Origin of the sequence: Tsuneonella dongtanensis (assembly GCF_001698205.1) — a bacterium.
Lineage (GTDB): Bacteria > Pseudomonadota > Alphaproteobacteria > Sphingomonadales > Sphingomonadaceae > Tsuneonella > Tsuneonella dongtanensis.
The window spans coordinates 2,671,108-2,690,782 of the sequence record NZ_CP016591.1 but is presented as its reverse complement, the minus strand read 5'-3'; the positions used below and the strand labels follow the sequence as shown (position 1 = coordinate 2,690,782).

Sequence of the window (19,675 nt, the reverse complement as noted above, 5' to 3'; positions counted from 1 at the left end):
GGTTGACTGATTAAACTTACAAGGGCCTTGCAGTGCGATGTTCGGCCTGAATCGGGCTGCATTCACCGCATTGCAAGCTTGGCGCAAGCTAGCTGTCGAATAGGTCCTTAATGAAAATACTTTTGGTTGAAGATGAGCCCGGAATAGCAGCGGCAATGGCGCGCATTCTCGAGCGCGAGGGATATGTCGTTGACATAGCAGAAGATCTTGTGACGGCAGAAGAAGCGATCCTGTCAACTTTTTATGACATTGTATTGCTTGATCGCTGCCTGCCAGACGGGCACGGGGATGATCTCGTCGCCTTCGCGCGCTGTCGCGGTCTGAACCTGCGCTTCCTGATGGTTACAGCGCTCGCTGATCTAGACGACCGCGTTGAAGGCCTCGACAGCGGGGCTGACGATTACATTGTCAAACCGTTCGAACCTCAGGAACTGCTTGCCCGGATGCGCGCTGCCTTGCGTCGACCATTGCCGGAGAAACTGCGCCTCGTGCGTATCGGCAATCTGGAATTCGACCATAACATTCGCAGTGTCGAGGTCGCCGGCAAGCCGCTCATTCTTTCGAAGAAAGAACTCGGGATACTCGAAGCCTTGATGCGCTCGCCCGATCGGGTGGTGGAACGTCAACAGTTGCTGGACTCTCTTTATGGCTACGATGACTACGTTCAGGATACGGTAGTCGAGTCGCACCTTTCGCGCTTGCGAGCAAAACTGAAGCATGGGGGCGCCGAAGTGAATATTCATGCAGTGCGCGGGGTAGGTTACTTCATAAGGAAAAGCGACTGATGCGGATGTTCGCCGCAATTCGAAATTCCTTGATCGCACAGCTCTCAATCTTGTTCGCGTTCGCGCTCGGGCTGTTCCTGTTCACCGTCTTTGCAATCCCCGCAATATCTCTACTGGATCGCACCGGCCAAGAAGCGCCAGCCACCATGACCCGCGTGAGATTCGCGGTTATGGACGGGCTGGAGAATAATCGCACGCGTGACGAGATCTTGGCGAACAACCTGGTGGCTGAAGTGGTGGAGTTAAATCCGCAAATCAATATCTACGGGCGTGTGGCTGAAAGGGAATTTCTGATCGGGGTCAGGCCGAAGGAATTTGCGGTTCCCAACCCTCAAGGATTCTCCATTATTCGTTCGACCACAGACGAAGTGTGCGATACGAGCTCTGCAGTCTACCTCTACGGTCGCAAGGATGATGGATTGTCGCTGGCTTCGGCAACAGCATGCACTCCGAAAGGCGAATTTTTCCAGATATCCGGATTGAAGGTTCCGCTCGAGACCGAAAGTCACTTGCTGTCGGCCTATTGGCAAATGTTCAAGCTCAACCTGATCGAGCGGTTGGGGCTCAGCCTGCTTTTGTTCGTCGTCGCCGCATTTGTGATCGGTCGGTCGATAAATGCGCTGCGGAAGGTGGTCGAACTGGCAGCGCATCAGTTTATTGAAAGCCGGGATGGCGAATTACCCGAACAAGGGATCCCGATCGAAGTGCGCCCGATGGTCCGCAAGCTGAATGAGCTGTTTGCGCGTGTTCGTGGCGAGGCGGAAAGGCAGCGGTTTTTTCTGGCGGCTTCGGCCCACGAATTGCGCACACCGCTCACCATCCTGCGCACGCGCATGGCCGAATTGCCGGAAAACGATACCCGTTCGGCCATGGAGGGCGACGTTCGCCGCATGGCGCGCCTGCTCGAGCAACTTCTGAAACTGACGAAGTTGGCCAATCAGGTTGAATTAGCCAAGGAGCGGATCGACCTGAACAGCATTGGCCGCAAGGCTTGCGCCCACCGCGCAGTTTTCGCGCATGAGAATGGAGTGGAACTTGAGTTTGTTGCCTGCCCAGGGCCATGCCAAATTCACGGCAATGCCGCTATGGTTGATAGCGCGGTCACCAATGTCATCGATAACGCCATCTCTGTCACGCCCAAGGGCGGCAAGGTAGTCGTGACTGTTTCGGCGAATCGTGAAGTGGTTGTTGAAGATGAAGGGCCAGGCCTTTCCCCGCAGATCGCCGAAAAGCTGTTCGAGCCATTCAGCAAATTTCCGCCCAATCGGCGAGGAAGCGGGCTCGGTCTGGCGATAGTAGATGCCGTCATGCGGCTGCATGACGGTGAAGCTCGCATCGTCCCATCGACGCGCGGGACCAAATTGGTGCTGCATTTCTCGCCACGTAACGATCGCACTCATATCGATGCTTCAGGGGCTTAGAATTTCTGGAGCAGCGCGCCTCCTCGCAAGTTTATTGCAAGCTAGCACCCTATAACCTTCCGGATGCATGGGTGGAATTGTGTTCCATTCGCAAAGGCTCACGGGGGGGACCTATGAAAATTCGCCGCATCGCCACTTCGACACTGGCTCCGATCATTGCAGTAGCCATCGCCGCCTCGGGCAGCACGGCAGCTGTTGCGCAAAGCGACGCGGGTGACGAAGGCCCGCCGCCGTTCGATCCGATGACGGGAGACCCCATCGTGGTTGTAGGGAGCCGCATGGAAGCAGGCGATGAAACGGCGAACACGCAGGTCATCACCTCGCGCGAGATTGAAGCTCGCGGCCTGACTAGCGCGGAAGACATCATTCGCTCGATCCCGCAGAACTACGCGACAGTGAACAGCGCCACCAACCTCGACAACGACCCGCGCGACGTGCTGCTGGGCAACTTCGGCCTCGGCGTGGTTTCCGCCAATCTGCGCGGGCTTGGTACCGGCAATACGCTTGTCCTCGTCAATGGCAGGCGCATTGCCGGCGCCGCCGGCCAACCAGAGTTTTTTGCCAATCTGAGGGACATTCCTGCTGCCTCGATAGAGCGCGTGGAAATCAATCTCGATGGGGGTTCGGCTGTGTATGGCTCGGATGCCGTCGCCGGCACGATCAACATCGTGCTTAAGAAGGGTTATAAAGGCGGACGTCTTACAGGGCTCTATGAATACAGCAACACGGGGGCCGACCGGCGGCGATTGAGCGCGAACTACGGTGTAAGCTGGACGAGCGGTAGCGTTTCGATCTCCGGCTCCTACACCGAAACCGACCCGGTCTTGAACGCCAAGGCCGGCTACACCTCGCTTGATTTCCGCGAGCAAACGGGTGACCCGGACGCGAATTTCAATGCCTTTGATTACGGGTTCTTCCAGGGCTTCAGCGGTACCGGCGAGCGCAGCGCGATCATTTGCGATCCCAACCTGTCCTTCTTCGGATGTTCCGCATTCGGGCCCTACAACGCCATTCTGCAGCCCGGGTTAAACGGCACCAACTTCACCTATGACCAGCTGCAGCCTCTTTCGCTCGACGATTTCGAAGGTTTCATTACGCGTGAGGCGACAGCCGCATCGAGGGATTACTCGGTCACATTCAATGCCCAGCAGCAGCTGACGGATTTCCTGCAATTCAATTTCGATGCAATTTACAACAAGTCGAAATTGACGCGCCGGATCGACCAGATTCCTGGCGGCACCTTCCTGATCCCAGCCAGCAACGCCTTCAACAATACGGGCGAGGATGTAGCTGTCCGATACACGCCCATCCGTGAATCGGAGCAGGGCCTCATCGACCTGCCCCAGCAGCGGGCAGAGACGGAATTCTGGAGTGTTGCCGCAGGTGCAGAGGTGACCCTTAGCGACACTCTCGATTTTGTAGTCGAATATGCGCACTCTGAAAATGACGCGTACAATGAACAGTTCGCGTTCTCGGCAAATCCGGCACCGTTTTCATTCTTCTCGCCGGTCTCACCAGAAACGCAGGCACTCATCGACCGTCTCGCGGATGTTCTGGCGAACAGCGACCCGGCGACCGCGCCCAACTTCTTCGGGGACGGCTCGGTGCAAAATGCGAGCATCGCGGAATTTCTCATCCCGATCGCCAACCAGGGCGGAGGTAGCACGCTAGACAGCTTTACCGGATACTTCCGCGGTCAGCCATTTGAACTCGGCGGAGGCAGCGTCAATTTCATTCTCGGCGGCGAGTATCGCGCCGAGAGCTTCGCTCAGTCCCAGCTGTTCTTCGGGATCAATTCATCCTCGGAGAATACGTACGGAGTGGCTGCGCCCGAGCGTAAACTCTATTCCGCTTTTGGCGAAATCTCGCTGCCGCTGATTGGCGAGGCTAACAAGAGGCAAGGCATAAATCGCCTTACCGTCAACGCACAGCTGCGCTATGATGATTACAATCTGCGCGGTGCAGACGGACTCGATGATGATTTCGAGCCCAACATCATCGACGTCAAATATGACAGCCTCACCGCCAGCCTGGGCATGCTTTGGGAACCGGTTGACCATCTAGAGATCAGGGCCAAGTATTCCGAAGGTTTCCGCGCTCCCAACACCACCGATGTGCTCAGCGCTTTCGCGGACTCCTTTCCCTCCTTCGACGAGGATCCGCTTACCGGAGCGTTCGTTCCGGTCATCTATACTGACCTGAACAATGTTGACCTCAAACCGGAGCGCTCGAAGAACTATTCGTTGGGCGTCACCGCTTACCCGCTCGGCGATAGCCGATTGATGGTGCGCGTGAATTACTCGCATCTCGATTTCAAGGATCGCATTGCTCGAAATCTCGAGCTGCGCAATCTTCTGCCGACCGAAATATACGGCAATCTCGACGAGTTTTTCATTCGCGACCCCAACGGTGTGCTGATCGAAGTCGTAAACACAGCGATCAATATCAGCCGCCGCGTGAGCGACAATCTCGATTTCGAGATCAACGGGCTGATTGGGACCGATAGTGGCACTTTCCGACCCGGTCTGTATGTCAATTATGTCCTCCGGCAGTATGACGAGGCAGTTCCGGGGTCAGGAAAGGTCAGCCGCGTTGGCGATATTCGCGGCGTCGATCGTTACAATGTCATCGCCTCATTGAATTGGACCAAGGGGCCGTGGACTGCCGATTTCGTCGGCACTTACACCCCGGGCTACACCAACAGCAATTTTGACGATTTGCAGGGGCCGGTTTCGCTGATCACGGTGCCGGATGTGGATGACCGATTCGTCGTCGACCTTTCGGCGAGCCGCGAGTTTGGCAACGGGCTCACCTTGAGGGTCGGGGCCCGGAATCTGCTGAATGCCGATTTCCCCTTTGCCCTTAACGGTGCAGGCATTCCTTACGATGCCGCGCGGGTCGATCTGCGCGGACGCGTGCTGTTTGCGTCAGCAAGTTTCGATTTTTAATCAGTACTTTGAAATTTATGAGTATGGCCGGGGCACCCGTCAGGGCAGCTCCGGCCTCCTTTTTCAAATTGCCTGCAAGTATCCCGCAAGCAAGCCAGTCTAGCCCCCGTTTCTACGACCAACGGAGCCTCTTATGATCAACAAATCGTTCCGCACGCTGGCTCTTGCTCTGTGTGCTTCTTCGCTTGCAATGTCTCATGTTGCGCTTGCGGAAGATGCCCCTGGAATTGTGGTCGAAGCCGGCAAGGTCAGTATCGGCTATGAAGAATTTACCTTGCCCAATGGGCTGCGCACGATCGTCTATACCGATCGTAGCGCGCCCGAGGTTTTCGTTGGCGTGTGGTACGGTGTGGGTGCAGCAAACGAGCCGGTCGGCAAAACAGGCTTTGCGCATCTGTTCGAACATTTGATGTTCGAATCGACCGAACACCGCAAAGGCGATTACTACGAGCAGCTGAATGAGGTGGGGGCAAGCTGGACCAATGGCACCACCAATCAGGATCGCACCAATTACTTCCAGGCCGTGCCGACCGGCGCACTGGACCTAGCATTGTGGCTCGAAAGCGACCGGATGGGCTATCTACTGGGAGGGATCACGCAACAATCGCTCGATGAACAGCGCGGCGTGGTCCAGAATGAGAAGCGGCTGGGGATGGATCGGCCCTATTCGGCCGCATACTATCAATCACTTGAGGCAATTTATCCGGCAGGGCATCCTTATCGCCATCCCACCATCGGTTCGATGGACGATTTGAATGCTGCCAGTGTTGAGGATGTTAAGGAATGGTTCCAGACCTACTACGGCGCCAGCAATGCCGTGCTGGTCCTGGCAGGGGACATAGATCTGGCGACGGCGCGGCAAAAGGTTGCAGCCTATTTCGGCGATATGCCGGTCGGCAAGCCACTTCACACGCTGACCGAATGGGTCCCGGAGATCCCGGCTGGCCGCCGCGATGAATCATACGATTCGGTTGCGCAGACGCTGGTCAGCAGGACATGGACGATTCCATCGCTGAGCAATGGCGACACAACCCTGCTCAATGTCGCCGCCAAGGCGCTGGCGGGCAATCCGCATTCAATCCTGCATCGCAGGCTCGTCGACGAGCTTGACCTGGCTCTCTACGTGAACGCGTCAGTCAGCCGAGGGAGAGTGGCCAGCCAGTTCGACATCTCGGCGTACTTGAAGGAAGGGATTGATCCGGATGCGGTGTACAGGATCATCGATGATGAGATCACCAAATTCATTGCAAACGGCCCTGATGAAAGCTGGCTCGCCAACTACAAGCTCAAAAACCGCATGGAGCTTCTCAACAGGTTCGCAGATATGCCTGTTGTCGGGCTTGAGATGGGCGAAGCGGCAATCGCGACCGGCAATCCCACGGCGTTCCTCGATTTCTTCCACCTCGCGCAATCCTCTTCGGTTGCGGATATCAAGAACGCGGCGGGGAAATGGCTGACCCGTAACCCCTATGAAGCGATCGTGCGGCCTTTTCCCAGCCTTAGCCAAGCCGCGCCGCTTGTCGATCGCACGCAGCCTCCAAAGGCAGAAATAGCATTCAGCACCCCAATTTTCCCGGTCGTGAAACCCTACAAGCTCGCCAATGGAATCGAGGTCTATATCGCGCCGACGGATAAATCCGGCCTGGCGCAGGTCATGATCGACCTGGGTTACGGCTTCAAGTCGGAGCGCGAGGGCGAAAGATTGCTCTCAAATCTCGTTACCGCGACGATGACTTCGGGCACGAGCAGCAAATCGAAAACCCAGCTGCAGGATGCGATGGACGCAACGGCCATCGATCTCGAGGTCCGGATGATGGACTATTTTTCCGGCGCGACTTTCACTTCGCTCACCGATCAATTGCAGCCAGCTCTCAACTTGGCTGCAGAAGTGATATTCGAACCCAGTTTTCCAGCCGAAGAGCTCGAAAAGGTAAAAACGCAATATATCGAATCGGACAAGATGATCGATGCCGATCCATCTTATACCGTCAACACGCTGTTGCCTCGCGCGGTGTATGGCGATGCGACACCATTTGAGCGGCTCTATGTGGCCAAGGACATCGAAAGGTTCACGCGCGAAGATCTCGAACGGTTTCATAAGCGCGAAATCGACCCCAGCCGCATGCGTATCGTCATCACGGGCGACGTTAACGAGGCGGAAGTGCAGACCATGCTCTCGCGTCCCTTTGGTATGCGCACAGGAAGCGGCTTGGAGCCGCAGGCGATGCCAGCCCTCGCTGCGGTGCAAAAATCTCCGAAAATCTGGTTGATAGATAAGCCGGACGCGGAACAAAGCGCACTATACGCTGTCATTCCTGTCGGTAAGTTCGACCTCGCTACGGCACCGACTCTGGGAATAATGAACGAAGTGTTGGGGGGCGGAACCCTTGGGCGCTTAGGGGCCAATCTGCGCGAAGAGAAGGGGTGGTCTTACGGTTACGGCTCGCAGTTCCAGACACACCCAAGCGATGACCAGTACCTCACGATCGGAGGAAGCGTTCAAACCGACAAGACAGTACCGGCAATGAAGGAGGTACTGGCAGAACTGCGGAGCTTTGTTGGCGAGCGCCAAGTGACTGACGCGGAATTAGCCACTCGTATCACTCAGGCTAAATCCAGAGTTGCGTCTGTGACCGCATCGAAGAGTTCCGTGCAGTCTTCGATTTCGTACTCGCTACGCTTTGGATTGCCGTATGATAATCGCGCCGCTGATATCGTACGGTATGATGCGATAACGCTTGACCAAGTGCGCTCCGCCGCAGAAACGCATATCGATCCCGATGCGCTCACATGGCTGATCATCGGTGATCTGACAAAAATCGAACATGAGGTCAGAGCCTTAGGGTATGGCCCTGTAAGTGTTCTCGACAGCGACGGAAACGTCGTTCGATAGTCGGCAACTTGGAGATCAAGATTTTCTCGTCCGAGTAGATGAGCCGTCGGAACATGGAGTTGCAGGAAGTGCAGCGGGATACCGCGCCAGAGCTGATCAGCCATACGATCTCGACACGAAAACCAGCAGCTGAGTTGAACCGCTTGCGAACAGAAATCGGTATGCGTGCCCTTCGGAGCCTGAGGGATGTAACATATGAGCAATAGCCTTCTATTAATGACGGCCGCCATCCAGGTTCAATTGTCCAATGTCTCGAGAAGCAAGCGGTTGTCGTTGTGTCTGGTTTAAGACGACCATCCCAAAAGCTGACCGCCGGCTCCCGGTCCGGATTTTGGCGCTCGGCGCAAGGCAAATCATAATATGATCACGTTTTGGATCGCTCAATCGCACTATTGGAACTACTTGGCGCAAAATGCCCATTTAGGGGGTATTGGAGGCGGTAATTTCCGGTCTTTCGCTAAGGTTAGGTAGTAACAATAAGGGGTTAGGCACTTCTGCTTGGTCCCTCCTCCGCTACCAGGAAATGGCGTTCGCATAGGTTTGCTTGCTTCCGTATGCGTCCGGATTTTCAGACCAAATCCCTGATTTCGATAGCAGATGTTCTGCCACGCCAGTCCGCTTGGGGCCGTATGCGACTGCATGTGTTCGCTTGAAGCCGAGGCCCTTGTGGCGGTATTTTGGGTATTCTCGGGCAATGCAAAATCAGGCGATACCCCCAGCTACGATCTGCGGCTCACAGCCGGATTGTCACGCTGGTGCATCGGCTTGGTCCAGCCCATCCGCAACGGGATGCGTCGTAAAGGTCCCGATTTTTAGCGTGAGTTCGAGTCCCGCCTGGAGACCCAAATCCAATCAAACGCGCTCAAGCATAGGGCAGGCAAGTCTCGCTCGAAATGCCTGCCCTATGCTTTCATGGGTCCCCGACCTGAGACAGTCCTCGTGGGCCGTAGACAATTCGGCAGGAACATCCGCTTTCCACGAACTACGTGACCATGTCCCAGCCGATTGATTGTGTTGAAAACGATGTGCCTGCTTTACCACTCGGCCGGCAAAAAGCTGACAGTCGGCAACCGGCCCAGTTGCTGTCGATTTCAGGGCCGCTAACCGGTCCGCAGTTAGAGCAGTTCGCAAGTGACCTCAGTGCTTAGACGCGACAGCGTGGCAACGGCAGCCAGCACAGTGTGGCCTTCGACCCACACGGCAAACTGGTCGAGTTCAGAAAGGTCTGGACACCAGCGGCTGTCCTTTCCCAACGCCGTCAATCTCTCATCAGCGGCGTAGTAGCAGTTAAGGTGAAACTGACTGAAGACATCGTCATCATCATCCCGCTCCTGTTCAATGAACTGCCGGTTCAAATCGAGTTCGAAGCATGGTCCCGATCCCCAGTCGTAAACTCCATACTGGAACAACAGCATGTCGCCTTTGGATTCCGCAAGGTCCGAAAACCGGGGATGGCGATAGAAGGACAGCACTGCCCGAAGACGCGTCAGGATCGTGTCCGAATCCTTGTTGGTCGGCGCAAGACAATATTGCTCGAACACGAACACGTAATCTTCGGGGGACATCGCCATGCCTGAGACATACCCCCTTTTCAAAAGGATCGCAGCACGGCGAATTCCTCCGCTTGCCGCAGAGGGGGCAATGGGATGTCGTAGCGACCGAGACGTAGAGAGGCGCGCTAGCCTCCAAACATCGACAATATCGCTGCCGCCGCAGCCGGATAATCGCCTTGAGGAGCGCTGACCGCCAAATCAGTCAATGGCTCAAAGCCCCTGTTGCTGCCTAGATTGCGCTGCGGCGTTAGCTCCAACCTGTCACCTGCAACACGAATTTCCACGCGAATGGCGTCCTTCATGAACGCCCTGCTGCTCCTGACCCCAACCGCATCCAGAAATGGCTTGAAAAGCCCTTTCCATTCATCCTGGCTTGGGTGTGGAACCGTACGCCCTGAACGGGAAATCGCAGATGACAAGGCTGCCGCAATGATACTCGGTTCATGCGGCTCAACAACGATTGGCTCGACTTCCAGACCAAGTCCCGCCGTAGTCTGAATGATCGGCGCGACTACCAATGTGCTATTGGCCAGATATGCTACTGCTGCCTGTTGCATGATTACAGATTAGCCAGTCCTTCCGGATCCGCAATCGGGCGCAAGCTGAATGGCCGTTTTGCTTCGCCAGCCACCTAGAAGCAGACAGTCAGCAACCGGCCCAGTTTCAGTCATTGCGGGCGGCCAGGTTCGACAGCAGAAAATTCTTTCGCCCATGCAAATTGGGAAATCAGCAAGGATCGGGCTAGCGGCACTTACTCTACCGGATTCGCGCAAAATCGAGCAACGTTGGCGCGGAAATCCGTCGTCGCCGTCGCAAATCAGCGCATGCCTGTCGCAAAATCGGGTGGAGCGAAAACATCTTCCGAGCCGAGGGCATCGGGCCGGTTTGTCCGCAAAAGTCCCAAATCGTCCATAGACGGTTCAAATCGTGCAAATCGTTGAAGAATTCCCCGAGTTTCAACTGAACCCGAACCTTGCACCTTTCAAAAAAAGGTTCTCATTATGTTCCATAGAGGGGCTGCCAATGTCAAAGTGAGAACGCCCAATGTCCAATACAGAACGCATCATCCGACTAAAGACCGTGCTCGACCGCACAGGTCTCTCTCGCTCCACCATCTATCGTAAGATCGCCGAGGGCACTTTCCCGTCACAGGTGAAGCTCAGCGTGCACGGCGCGGGTTGGCATGAATCAGCTATCAATCGCTGGATTGCCGATCCTGCTCACTATCGTGAAGAGGAACCCGCAGAATGAGCAGACAGCAAACTGTCGAGCCGATCTGCGTCAGGGTCAATGACGCTGCGCGCATGATCGGCGTCGGGCGCACAAAGCTCTACGAGCTGATTTCCAGTGGCGAACTTGAGACGGTCAAGCTCGGCAAGGCAACGCGGGTCACGACGGCCAGTCTTCATGAACTGGTGGAGCGGCATCGGGCATTGAACTGACCAGGCCGCGAACTCGCAAATGGACAGTGTCAGAACGCGCCTTTATTGCGATCAGGCGCTCTGCGGACCACCCATTTATTCAGCTTCTCGGCCAAAACGCTGAACCGAACCATCGTTAAATGAACGAAAATGTGGGGGAGAGTGTGGGGGTAGGTCTGCGTTTTCTCCAAGAACAAGATTATATCAAAGGGTTATTTTTCCGGTTCGATTCAAGCCCTGCCACCACCCACTTATCTCAACAGTCCGAACATCTCCGGGTGCAGGGACCCGGCCGACTCGTCGCGACCCCTCATCCCGCGGCGCGACCGACCAAAACCTTCCAAACGCAAGCGCGAAGACTCGCGGTCTGGGCAATCCACCATAACGACGACCTGTAGCATAAGGAAGGTCATATAGCCTTCTTTTGCCCCAAAATGGAGGCTGCACGAGCCCTCTATTGACGAAATATACAACAAGGGCTATCCTGCCTGCATTCTTGGGGAGGAACCGATGGCAAAAAGCCTTTCACGCTACGCATCCGTGTCGTTCACAGCTCTCGCCTGCGGTCTGGCGGCAACACCGGGTATGGCTCAGCAGGTGCCGGATGATGCGGCTGCTGAGGAGCCCGTCATCGTCGTGACCGCGCAGAAGCGAGAGCAATCGCTTCAGGATGTGCCAATCGCGGTCACTGCATTCTCGAGCGACACGCTCGACAACAAGACCATCGATGACGCTGTCGACCTCAGTTTCTCGGTCCCTAACCTGACAGTGACGGATGTGGGCGCATCACTCCGCGGAATTGGAAACCTGGCCATTTCCTCGACGTCCGAAAGCGGCCTCGGCTACCACGTGAACGGTGTGTATATCGGTGACCCTGCTCTGGGGCAGGAGTACTTCGATCTTGAGCGAATCGAGGTTCTGCGCGGTCCGCAAGGGACGCTATACGGCCGCAACACGACGGCGGGCGTACTCAATCTCATCACCAAGAAGCCCACGCGCGAATTCGAGGGCTATGTCACGGCGACTTACGGCAACTACGATTCGAAAAGAATCGAAGGCGCATTGAACGTGCCTCTCGGCGGAGCTTTGGCGGCACGCGTTGCGGGCTTCTTCCTCGACCGCGATGGTTACACAACGAACCTTTTCACAGGCAACGATGTGGACGATCGCCATATGTACGGCGTTCGTGGCACCCTGGGCCTAGACCTCGGCGCGACGCGCGCAAATCTCGTGGTCGGCTATTTCAAACAGGACGATGCGAGCAACTTCGGGACAAAGGGCGTCTGCAAGAAGGACGCAGCAATCGGTTGCTCGCCACTCGAACGCGGCTTCGAAACTCCGGATTCCCGTATCACGATCTTCGACCTTCTCGGACGGGTCACTGGCACACTGCCTTCCCCGTCGGTCGATTATTTCGCGGGCGCCGTGAACCCGACCGACCTTCGGACGATCAACCAGGACATCGATCCGGCTCGCGACATCGAGGAATGGAACGTCTCGTTTGAGGTAAGCCACGACTTCGGCAATATCACGCTGACCTCGCTGACTGGGTATCAGCGCAACAAGTACGACATCCGGAACGATTTCGACAGATTCGTGCCGACGGGGCAGCTGCTGCGTCCGATCACCTTCGAGCCGCTGGCCGACGGCGTGAAGGTTACGACTACCCAGATCATCTCGGGTCGCCGCGACTTCGGAGATTCCGAGCAATGGTCGCAGGAGCTACGCCTCGCATCCGATTTCGACGGACCGGTCAACTTTCTGATCGGAGGCAACTACTTCGATCTCGAGTCGAGCCGATTCGTCAACATCACGCATCCCACGCTCGCAGCACGGCAGCAGGCCGCCGGAATTCCGGTAGTGTTCGAGGCCTACCGCATCGATACGAACCCCGCGACCACCCGCAGCTTCGGCCTGTTCGGTGAAGTGTACTTCGACCTAACCGAGCGCACGCACCTGACCGGTGGCATTCGCTACAGCAATGACAAGAAGACCATCCTCACCCGCGAGCAGTTCCTCAATCCGGTCAACGGAGGCGAGCGGCCCTTCATCTCAGGCGAGTTCAAGAAGGGTGTGGTGACCGGTCGGATTGTCCTCGACCACGAATTCACCGACAACCTCAACGGTTACGTGTCGGTCGCCAGAGGGTACAAGGCGGGAGGCATCAATCCGGGCGGTGCCGTCGTGCCGACCTTCGCTCCCGAATTCCTCAACGCCGGAGAAGTCGGCCTCAAGTTTCAGGCCTTCGATGGGAGCTTCCTGCTGAACAGTTCGGCTTTCTACTACGACTACAAGGGTCTTCAAATCGGCCAGGTCGGAGTGACCAGCGCAAATACCGTCAACACCGATGCGAAGGTCTATGGTGCGGAATTCGAATGGGTCGCGCGGCCGAGCCGCCGCTTCCAGTTCGACGGATCCTTCTCGCTCCTCAAGACGCAGATCAAGGGCTTCCAGTCGGGCGATGAAGGTGATCCGAACGCGATCGCACCAGGCGCCGTCATTGTGCTCGGGCCGAATGGCCAGCCGCTCCGCAATGGAAGCGGGGTCATCATCAAGAATCTCGACGGCAACGACCTGCCGTTCTCGCCAGCATGGAAGATCTCGCTTGGAGTGCAATATGCGATGCCGCTCGGCGGCGACCTCGAGCTGGTCCCGCGGCTCGATCACTATCAGCAATCGCAATATTACGGGACGGCGTTCGCGAAGCCGATCGACCAGTTCAACGGCTACAGCCAGACTGACTTCAAGCTTCTCCTCGCTCCGGTCGACCGGCAATGGTCGCTGCGGGGTTATGCAAAGAACCTGTTCAATCGCGACGATGTGATCCGCATGAGCCAGGAAGGCCCACTCGTCGGGCGGTTCCGCTCGCTCCACATTCTCGAACCGCGCACCTACGGCATCGAAGGGACATTCCGCTTCTAATGTCGCAGCGACTGGCGAAGCTGCCGCTCGTCACGGCACTCGCGGCCGCCGCGCTGGGTCTCTCCCCCGGCGCGGCGGCATCTTTGTCCGCGCACGAGGCCGTCCCCGCGTGGGCGGCCGCCACCGAGGCACCCGACCTCGGCCGCAAGGGTGCATGGGATGTCGGAACCCGGGTGGAGTCGATAACTTTGCCGGCACGGCCAGGGCTACAGGGACCTGCCGAGGCGACGGTTCCGGTTCGGCTGTTCTATCCCGCATCCGATGCCAAAGGCGCGCGCGCTCGGTACACCCACGAACTCAAGCCTCCGCAATTGGCCGCAGTGTTAATCGAGGAAGACGGGCTGGCGATACCCTCCGCGCCTCCACCTGCGGGCGATGAATTCCCGCTGGTCGTCATGTCGCATGGCCTTGGCGGCTGGAGCACCCATTTTAGCAGGCTCGCCGAAGTCCTTGCCTCGCACGGATACGTCGTGGCTTCGATCGATCATGCCGATGCCCGGTACGAAGACGTTCCGGGCTTTCTTGCTGCATTCGGCGACGTACTGCTGCGGCGGTCGCATGACCAACGCGCAGTCATGGCCGCGCTGACAGCGGGCGATACGGCCAAGGGATTGCCGATTGACAGAACTGCGCCGGTGGGCCTGCTCGGTTATTCGATGGGCGGATATGGCGCGGTGGGCACGGCCGGGGGGCGGTATGCCGTAACCGTGCCGCCTTTCACCGGGCTGCCTGCCAACGCCCGCAACAAGCTTGCAGAAGACACTGCCGCCGCTGCGCCGCAGCTCGGCGCGGCAGTGTTTCTCGCGCCTTGGGGAGCTCAACCCGAAAGTCGGGCCTGGACCGCCGAAGATATTGCGAATGTGCGTGTGCCGTCACTCGTCATCGCCGGAAGCGACGACAAGGTCGTCAATTATGCCGAGGGCCTGTCATGGCTGTTCGAGCAGATGAAGGGCGCAGATCGGTACATGCTTACGCTTCGCGAAGCAGGGCATAACGTCGCCGGCAATGCGCAGCCGGTTCCGGTCGACGCGCCTGCATCTATCATCGACTGGTTCGGAGATCCGGTATGGCGCGGCGAGCGGTTGAACCAGGTCGTCACTCACTTCGTGGTCGCCTTCCTGGACAGCGAACTCAAAGGCAAGACCGATGCCGCGAAGTATCTCGCGGTGCCTTGTGCAAATTCGAATGACGGGCGCTGGCCGATGCCGTTCGGCGCTCTGTATGATGGCACCACCGCAGGGGATGCTCAGCCCGGCTATTGGCGCGGTTTCCACCGCGGCAGGGCGGCCGGGATGACGATGGAATACAGGAAAGCAGGGGAATGACGGGGCAATTCGATCTTACCGGCCATGTAAGTGTGGTCACCGGCGGCAATGCGGGCCTTGGACTGGGAATGGCGCGAGGCCTCGCCCGGGCCGGCGCCTCGATCGCCGTGTGGGGGCGCAACGAGGGGCGGAATGCGGCAGCGGTCGCGGAGATGCGCGAGCTGGGCGTCGAGGCAGAGGGCTTCGCGTGCGACGTGACGAACCCCGCTGCGGTCGATGCGGCGATGGAAGCCACGGTGGCGCGCTTCGGCAAGGTCGACAGCCTTTTCGCCAACGCCGGGGGATCGGGCGCCCGCAAGCCGTTCGTCGAGATGACCCCCGCCGACTGGGATGCCGTGCAGCGGCTCAATGTCGACAGCGTGGTATCGAGCTTTCGTGCCGCTGCGCGCCAATTCATGGCGCAAGGGTCCGGTGGCAAGCTCGTCGTCACCTCGTCGATCGCAGCGCTTCTCGGCTTGCCGGGCGGCCCCTATTCCACGAGCAAGGCTGCTGTCTCTGGCATGGTGCGCGCTCTAGCGGTCGAACTTGCTCCGGCAGGTATCCGCGTCAACGCGATACTCCCCGGGTTCATCGAGACCGAGATGAGCCTCAACACGCCCAAGGCCTTCCGCGATGCGTGCCTGCGGCGTACGCCTTCGGGTAAACTCGGCACGATCGACGACATGGGCGGCATCGCGGTCTTCCTGGCGAGCAGGGCGAGCGATCTCGTCACCGGCCAATCGATCGTGATCGACGGCGGCCAATCGATTTATCCGTTCTAGCCCTCAGTCGACCGGTCGGATGCGCGGTTCGGGCCGCAGGGGCTTGGTGCGCGCCATATAGTCGGTCTTCAGTGCGGTGACCGAGCCGATGATCATCGCCACCGTGAGGTCCTCGAGAACCGGTCGCGGCATTCCATGGCGATGCAGGTACGCGCCTGCCGAAGCTGGAAGGCCGAAACTGATGTCGGTCGCAGCCCGGGCAATGTCGCGCGGCAGTTCGAAATGGCGCATCACGAGCTCGGTCAGATAGTCGACCGCCGTTTCACGCCCGTATTCGGTGGGGTCGTGCACCGCACTGACGTGAGGTTCGGCCTGCAGCCGCTCGAGCAGGAGGCCGCGCTCGTCGATGTACTTGAGGTAGACGTGCGTGACCGCGCGGACGAGACCCTCGAACGTCTCCGCGCCCTCCGCCGCCTGGCCCTGCATCCGCCGGAGCCGGCGGAGTTCGCGCTCCAACAGCTCGCTCAGTAGCTCGTTGAGGTTGGGGAAGTAATTGTAGACGAGCGATTTCGACACCCCCGCCTCGCGTCCGATGCGCTCCATGGACAGGGCCGACACGCCTTCCTGTGCGATGACCTCGGCCGCGTGGTCGAGAATGAGGCGGCGGCGCTCCGCGGGATCGAGGCGTGTACGACGCTTGGGTTCGGCCCGGCTCATGCCGTCAGCGTAGCAAAGCGGAGTTGGGAATCCAGCGCAGAACGCGCTCATGTGCGCGGCGTCGATGGCACCCGACTGTTGAGTTCGACCATGCCGTCGATCGATCGCGACGGACCTGCCGTCAAGTTCTGCGTGAACCCGAGCACGTTGCCTTCCGGATCGCGCGCGTATCGGGTCCGCAATCCGCCCAGATCGAAGGCGGGGCCGACGAACACTACACCTTCCTTTTCGAGACGCGCGACGGTGCCGGCCAGGTCGGTCACCTCGAACACGACGCTGTTGTAGCCGATCGCATCGAACATCCGCTTGGTGAAGGCGAGCGGTGTCTTCGGCTTGTGATAGTGCCAGAACTCGAGCTCGTAATTGCCCGCATCAAACCAGCTCGCGGAAATCGCGATATCGTCGATATCGACGACCATGTCATAAGTCTTGCGCTTCGATTCAGGAAGTTCGCGTCGCGGGCCGTATCCCAGCACCTTGGTGTAGAATTCGACCATCTTCGCCTTGTCGCCGGGAACCTGGGCGATGTGCGTCGACCAGGCCGGGAACTGCGTCCGGCGGGCACCGCGTTCGCCGTCGGCGGCGATCACAGCTGGGGCCAGTTGTTCCATCTCGATCATGATGCCGTCGGGATCGAAACCGTACGCATAGGTGACCCCGTAGCCGCCGAGGTCGACAGGACCGGGACCGCGCGACAGCATGTCGAGCCCGATCGCCTTGAACACATCGTATTTCGGCGCGGTCGAGGGAGACTGGAAGCAGATGTGGGTATAGCCGGGGCCGGTTACCGCGCGGCGCTCGGGCGGGGCCTTGCTCGCCGGGTCGATGTCGATGAGCTGGAGAAACACCGTTGGGGTCCGGACCAACGCGATTTCCACTGCGCCGCTACGCTTGCCGAGAACACTGGCCGGCAATGATGATGCGGGTACCATGCGCCGCTCGACGACTTCGTAGGGCACTGCCTTCGAATAGAAGGCCACCGTGTCGTCGATGTCGGATACGGTTATGCCGACGTGATGGACGCCCTTGATGGCGTCGGGGGCAGCCAGGGCGACCTGCGAGCGCTCGGCCGGGACCGTCGCGCACCCGGCAACGAGGGCACCCAAAGCGAGCGCGGCGATAGTCTTCATCAGCTGTCTCCCTTGCGGCGATAGACCAGCAACACGTTGCCAGCGATCTCGCCGAACTTGTCGTAACCGGAATTCACGATGACCATCCCGCCCGCGACCACTGGGCCCTGCCCGTCGATCGTGCCGCCCTTGGCGGAAACGCCATTGACCGTGGCGAAGGACTTGTTGGTCTCGCTCGACCACAGCGGCCTTCCGTCGCTTGCCGAATAGGCGATGAGGCGGCCGTTGTGCGCTCCGGCGAAGATCACGCCCGGGATCGCCGTGAGTGGGGCGGACAGGCCCGGCGCACAGGCGAACTCGGGGCGACCGCAGGTCGGCTTCTCGATCCGCGACCATAGCGGCTTGCCCGTTGCCGCGTCGAAAGCATGGAGACCCGGCTGCGGCGGTCCCTCGGCATATTTGTTGCCCGGCGTATCGGCGATGCCGACCCACAGGCTTCGGCCGTCGCTTGCCATGCCCCAGTGGACCCCGCCATTGAACCCGCCCATGCCGGCGCGCTGCTGCCAGATGACCTTGCCTCCAGCTTCGGGATCGATTCCGTAGATCATTCCAGACTTCTGACCGGCGAGGATCATGTCCTTGCCCGAGGCGAGCTTCACGAGGATCGGCGGCGCACCGAAGTCGAAATCTGGCCCGTCTTCGGAAGGACAGTTGGCGCCCGGCTGGCGGCCGCATGCGGCGTTCCAGGCGTCGCCTGGGGTTACCTGGCGGACCCAATTCGGCTTGCCGCTCTTGAGATCGAGCGCCACGATCGCGTCGCTATTGCCATTGGCGGGCGAAGTGTAATTCTCACCCGTGCCGACGTAGAGCAATCCGCGCTTGGCATCGACCGTCGGCGTCGACCACACCGGTGCGCCGCTTGGGGCCATGATCGTCGCGCCGGCAGAATTCCTGCCGGCGGGCTTCGGCGGATCGGTCGCATACCAGCGCCACAGCTTGCGTCCGTCGCTGGCCGACAGCGCCGTGACTCCCCCGCGGAAAGTGCAGCAGGCATAGCTGTCGTCAAATGCACTGATGACTTCGGTCGAGGAGTTGGGGACGTAGAGAATCCCTGCGTGGAGGGCCAGGCTTCCAGTCGTCGTCGCATCCGGATGGTCCTTGACCGACTTGCGCCAGAGTTCCTTTCCCGTGGCGGCATCGAGGGCATAGACCGTCGCCGCGAAGTCCGCGAAGTAGAGCGTCCGGCTCTTGCCGCCGGAAGCGGCTCCGATCACCGGCGCATTGCGCACTTCGGCAGCGGCATCGAAGGTCCAGTGGACGCATCCGGTCGCGGTATCGAGCGCATAGACGCGGCCCGACTGGCTGCCTGTGAATATGGCCTCTCTCGTTACCGCGGGCTGCGACCGTGCCCGTTGCGCATCGGGAAAACCGAAGGCCCATGCGAGTTCGAGCTCCCCGATATTGCCTGCTTCGAGTCCAGCGGCAGCCGCAGGCTGGAAACGGGTGTTGGCAAGCCCGTTGCCCCAGCGGTTCCACAGCGGTGCCCCGGTCAGGCGAAGCGGCTTGTCGCACTTCGGCCCGGCGCTGGCCTGTGCAGGCCGGGCGTTGCGTCCAAGGTATTCGGCAAGGATCGCAGCCTCCGCCGGCTTCATCGCGGCGCCCTGCGCCTTCATCACCCCGGCGAAAAGCGCCTGTTTGATGAATGCGGGAGTGCGCGCCTCGAGCGCCGCGCGCTTGGGTGCGCCGCCGATGCCCTTGTCGTGGCAAGCGGCGCAATTTTCCTTGTAGAGGCGCTCGGCGAAGGCATCCTGTCCGCTCGGTGCGAGCGCTAGAGTAGTCTCATCGCCGGCAGGTGCTCGCGAACATGCGACGAGGGCGCACATCGCGATGATCGCGGTTATGATTTGCCTTGGCATCGC

14 protein-coding genes are annotated in these 19,675 nt (G+C 59.1%); 9 read left to right on the top strand and 5 right to left on the bottom strand.

The window, feature by feature from the left end; translation table 11 throughout:
* Positions 1-110 precede the first annotated feature (110 nt).
* From A6F68_RS13080 to A6F68_RS13065, 4 genes are all read left to right on the top strand, one after another.
* Positions 111-785, top strand: a complete 675-nt coding sequence (locus tag A6F68_RS13080; protein WP_067680994.1) for a response regulator transcription factor — start codon at positions 111-113, stop codon at positions 783-785.
* The gene (locus A6F68_RS13075) at positions 785-2,206 is read left to right on the top strand and encodes a sensor histidine kinase (RefSeq protein ID WP_067680992.1); all 1,422 of its coding nucleotides are present in this window, start codon (positions 785-787) and stop codon (positions 2,204-2,206) included. The genes A6F68_RS13080 and A6F68_RS13075 overlap by 1 nt, the downstream gene beginning before the upstream one ends.
* A 113-nt stretch (positions 2,207-2,319) precedes the next feature.
* Positions 2,320-5,154: a TonB-dependent receptor domain-containing protein gene (locus tag A6F68_RS13070; protein WP_067680990.1), complete on the top strand. Its 2,835-nt coding sequence runs from the start codon at positions 2,320-2,322 to the stop codon at positions 5,152-5,154.
* A 133-nt stretch (positions 5,155-5,287) separates the two neighbouring features.
* Positions 5,288-8,047: a M16 family metallopeptidase gene (locus A6F68_RS13065; RefSeq protein WP_084001831.1), complete on the top strand. Its 2,760-nt coding sequence runs from the start codon at positions 5,288-5,290 to the stop codon at positions 8,045-8,047.
* A 1,115-nt stretch (positions 8,048-9,162) separates the two neighbouring features.
* On the opposite strand, the gene A6F68_RS13060 is transcribed toward A6F68_RS13065, so the two are convergent.
* Both A6F68_RS13060 and A6F68_RS15080 read right to left on the bottom strand, forming a co-directional pair.
* On the bottom strand, positions 9,163-9,618 hold the full coding sequence (locus tag A6F68_RS13060; protein ID WP_067680986.1) for a hypothetical protein: 456 nt from the start codon (positions 9,616-9,618) through the stop codon (positions 9,163-9,165).
* A 107-nt stretch (positions 9,619-9,725) separates the two neighbouring features.
* Positions 9,726-10,157 carry a hypothetical protein gene (locus A6F68_RS15080; protein ID WP_157096744.1) on the bottom strand — a complete coding sequence of 144 codons (432 nt, stop codon included), beginning with the start codon at positions 10,155-10,157 and terminating at the stop codon, positions 9,726-9,728.
* Between the two features lie 487 nt (positions 10,158-10,644).
* Here A6F68_RS15080 and A6F68_RS14770 point away from each other — a divergent pair, with 487 nt between their 5' ends.
* The 5 genes from A6F68_RS14770 (at position 10,645) to A6F68_RS13040 (ending at position 16,029) form a co-directional block, all read left to right on the top strand.
* Complete coding sequence (locus A6F68_RS14770) at positions 10,645-10,851, top strand: helix-turn-helix transcriptional regulator (protein WP_074428321.1); 207 nt, start codon at positions 10,645-10,647, stop codon at positions 10,849-10,851.
* On the top strand, positions 10,848-11,042 hold the full coding sequence (locus A6F68_RS13055; RefSeq protein WP_067680983.1) for a helix-turn-helix domain-containing protein: 195 nt from the start codon (positions 10,848-10,850) through the stop codon (positions 11,040-11,042). Before A6F68_RS14770 ends, A6F68_RS13055 begins: the two co-directional genes overlap by 4 nt.
* A gap of 489 nt (positions 11,043-11,531) precedes the next feature.
* Positions 11,532-13,943, top strand: a complete 2,412-nt coding sequence (locus A6F68_RS13050; protein ID WP_084001830.1) for a TonB-dependent receptor — start codon at positions 11,532-11,534, stop codon at positions 13,941-13,943.
* Positions 13,943-15,268: an alpha/beta hydrolase family protein gene (locus A6F68_RS13045; RefSeq protein WP_067680978.1), complete on the top strand. Its 1,326-nt coding sequence runs from the start codon at positions 13,943-13,945 to the stop codon at positions 15,266-15,268. The genes A6F68_RS13050 and A6F68_RS13045 overlap by 1 nt, the downstream gene beginning before the upstream one ends.
* The gene (locus A6F68_RS13040; RefSeq protein ID WP_067680976.1) at positions 15,265-16,029 is read left to right on the top strand and encodes an SDR family NAD(P)-dependent oxidoreductase; all 765 of its coding nucleotides are present in this window, start codon (positions 15,265-15,267) and stop codon (positions 16,027-16,029) included. The genes A6F68_RS13045 and A6F68_RS13040 overlap by 4 nt, the downstream gene beginning before the upstream one ends.
* A gap of 3 nt (positions 16,030-16,032) precedes the next feature.
* Here A6F68_RS13040 and A6F68_RS13035 read toward each other — a convergent pair whose 3' ends face one another.
* The 3 genes from A6F68_RS13035 to A6F68_RS13025 are packed head-to-tail and all read right to left on the bottom strand — an operon-like array spanning position 16,033 to position 19,672.
* Positions 16,033-16,686 (bottom strand): TetR/AcrR family transcriptional regulator, encoded by a 654-nt coding sequence (locus A6F68_RS13035; RefSeq protein ID WP_067680973.1) that lies wholly within the window; start codon positions 16,684-16,686, stop codon positions 16,033-16,035.
* Between the two features lie 47 nt (positions 16,687-16,733).
* On the bottom strand, positions 16,734-17,816 hold the full coding sequence (locus tag A6F68_RS13030) for a VOC family protein (RefSeq protein ID WP_067680970.1): 1,083 nt from the start codon (positions 17,814-17,816) through the stop codon (positions 16,734-16,736).
* Complete coding sequence (locus A6F68_RS13025; protein ID WP_067680967.1) at positions 17,816-19,672, bottom strand: outer membrane protein assembly factor BamB family protein; 1,857 nt, start codon at positions 19,670-19,672, stop codon at positions 17,816-17,818. Before A6F68_RS13025 ends, A6F68_RS13030 begins: the two co-directional genes overlap by 1 nt.
* Between the last annotated feature and the right edge of the window lie 3 nt (positions 19,673-19,675).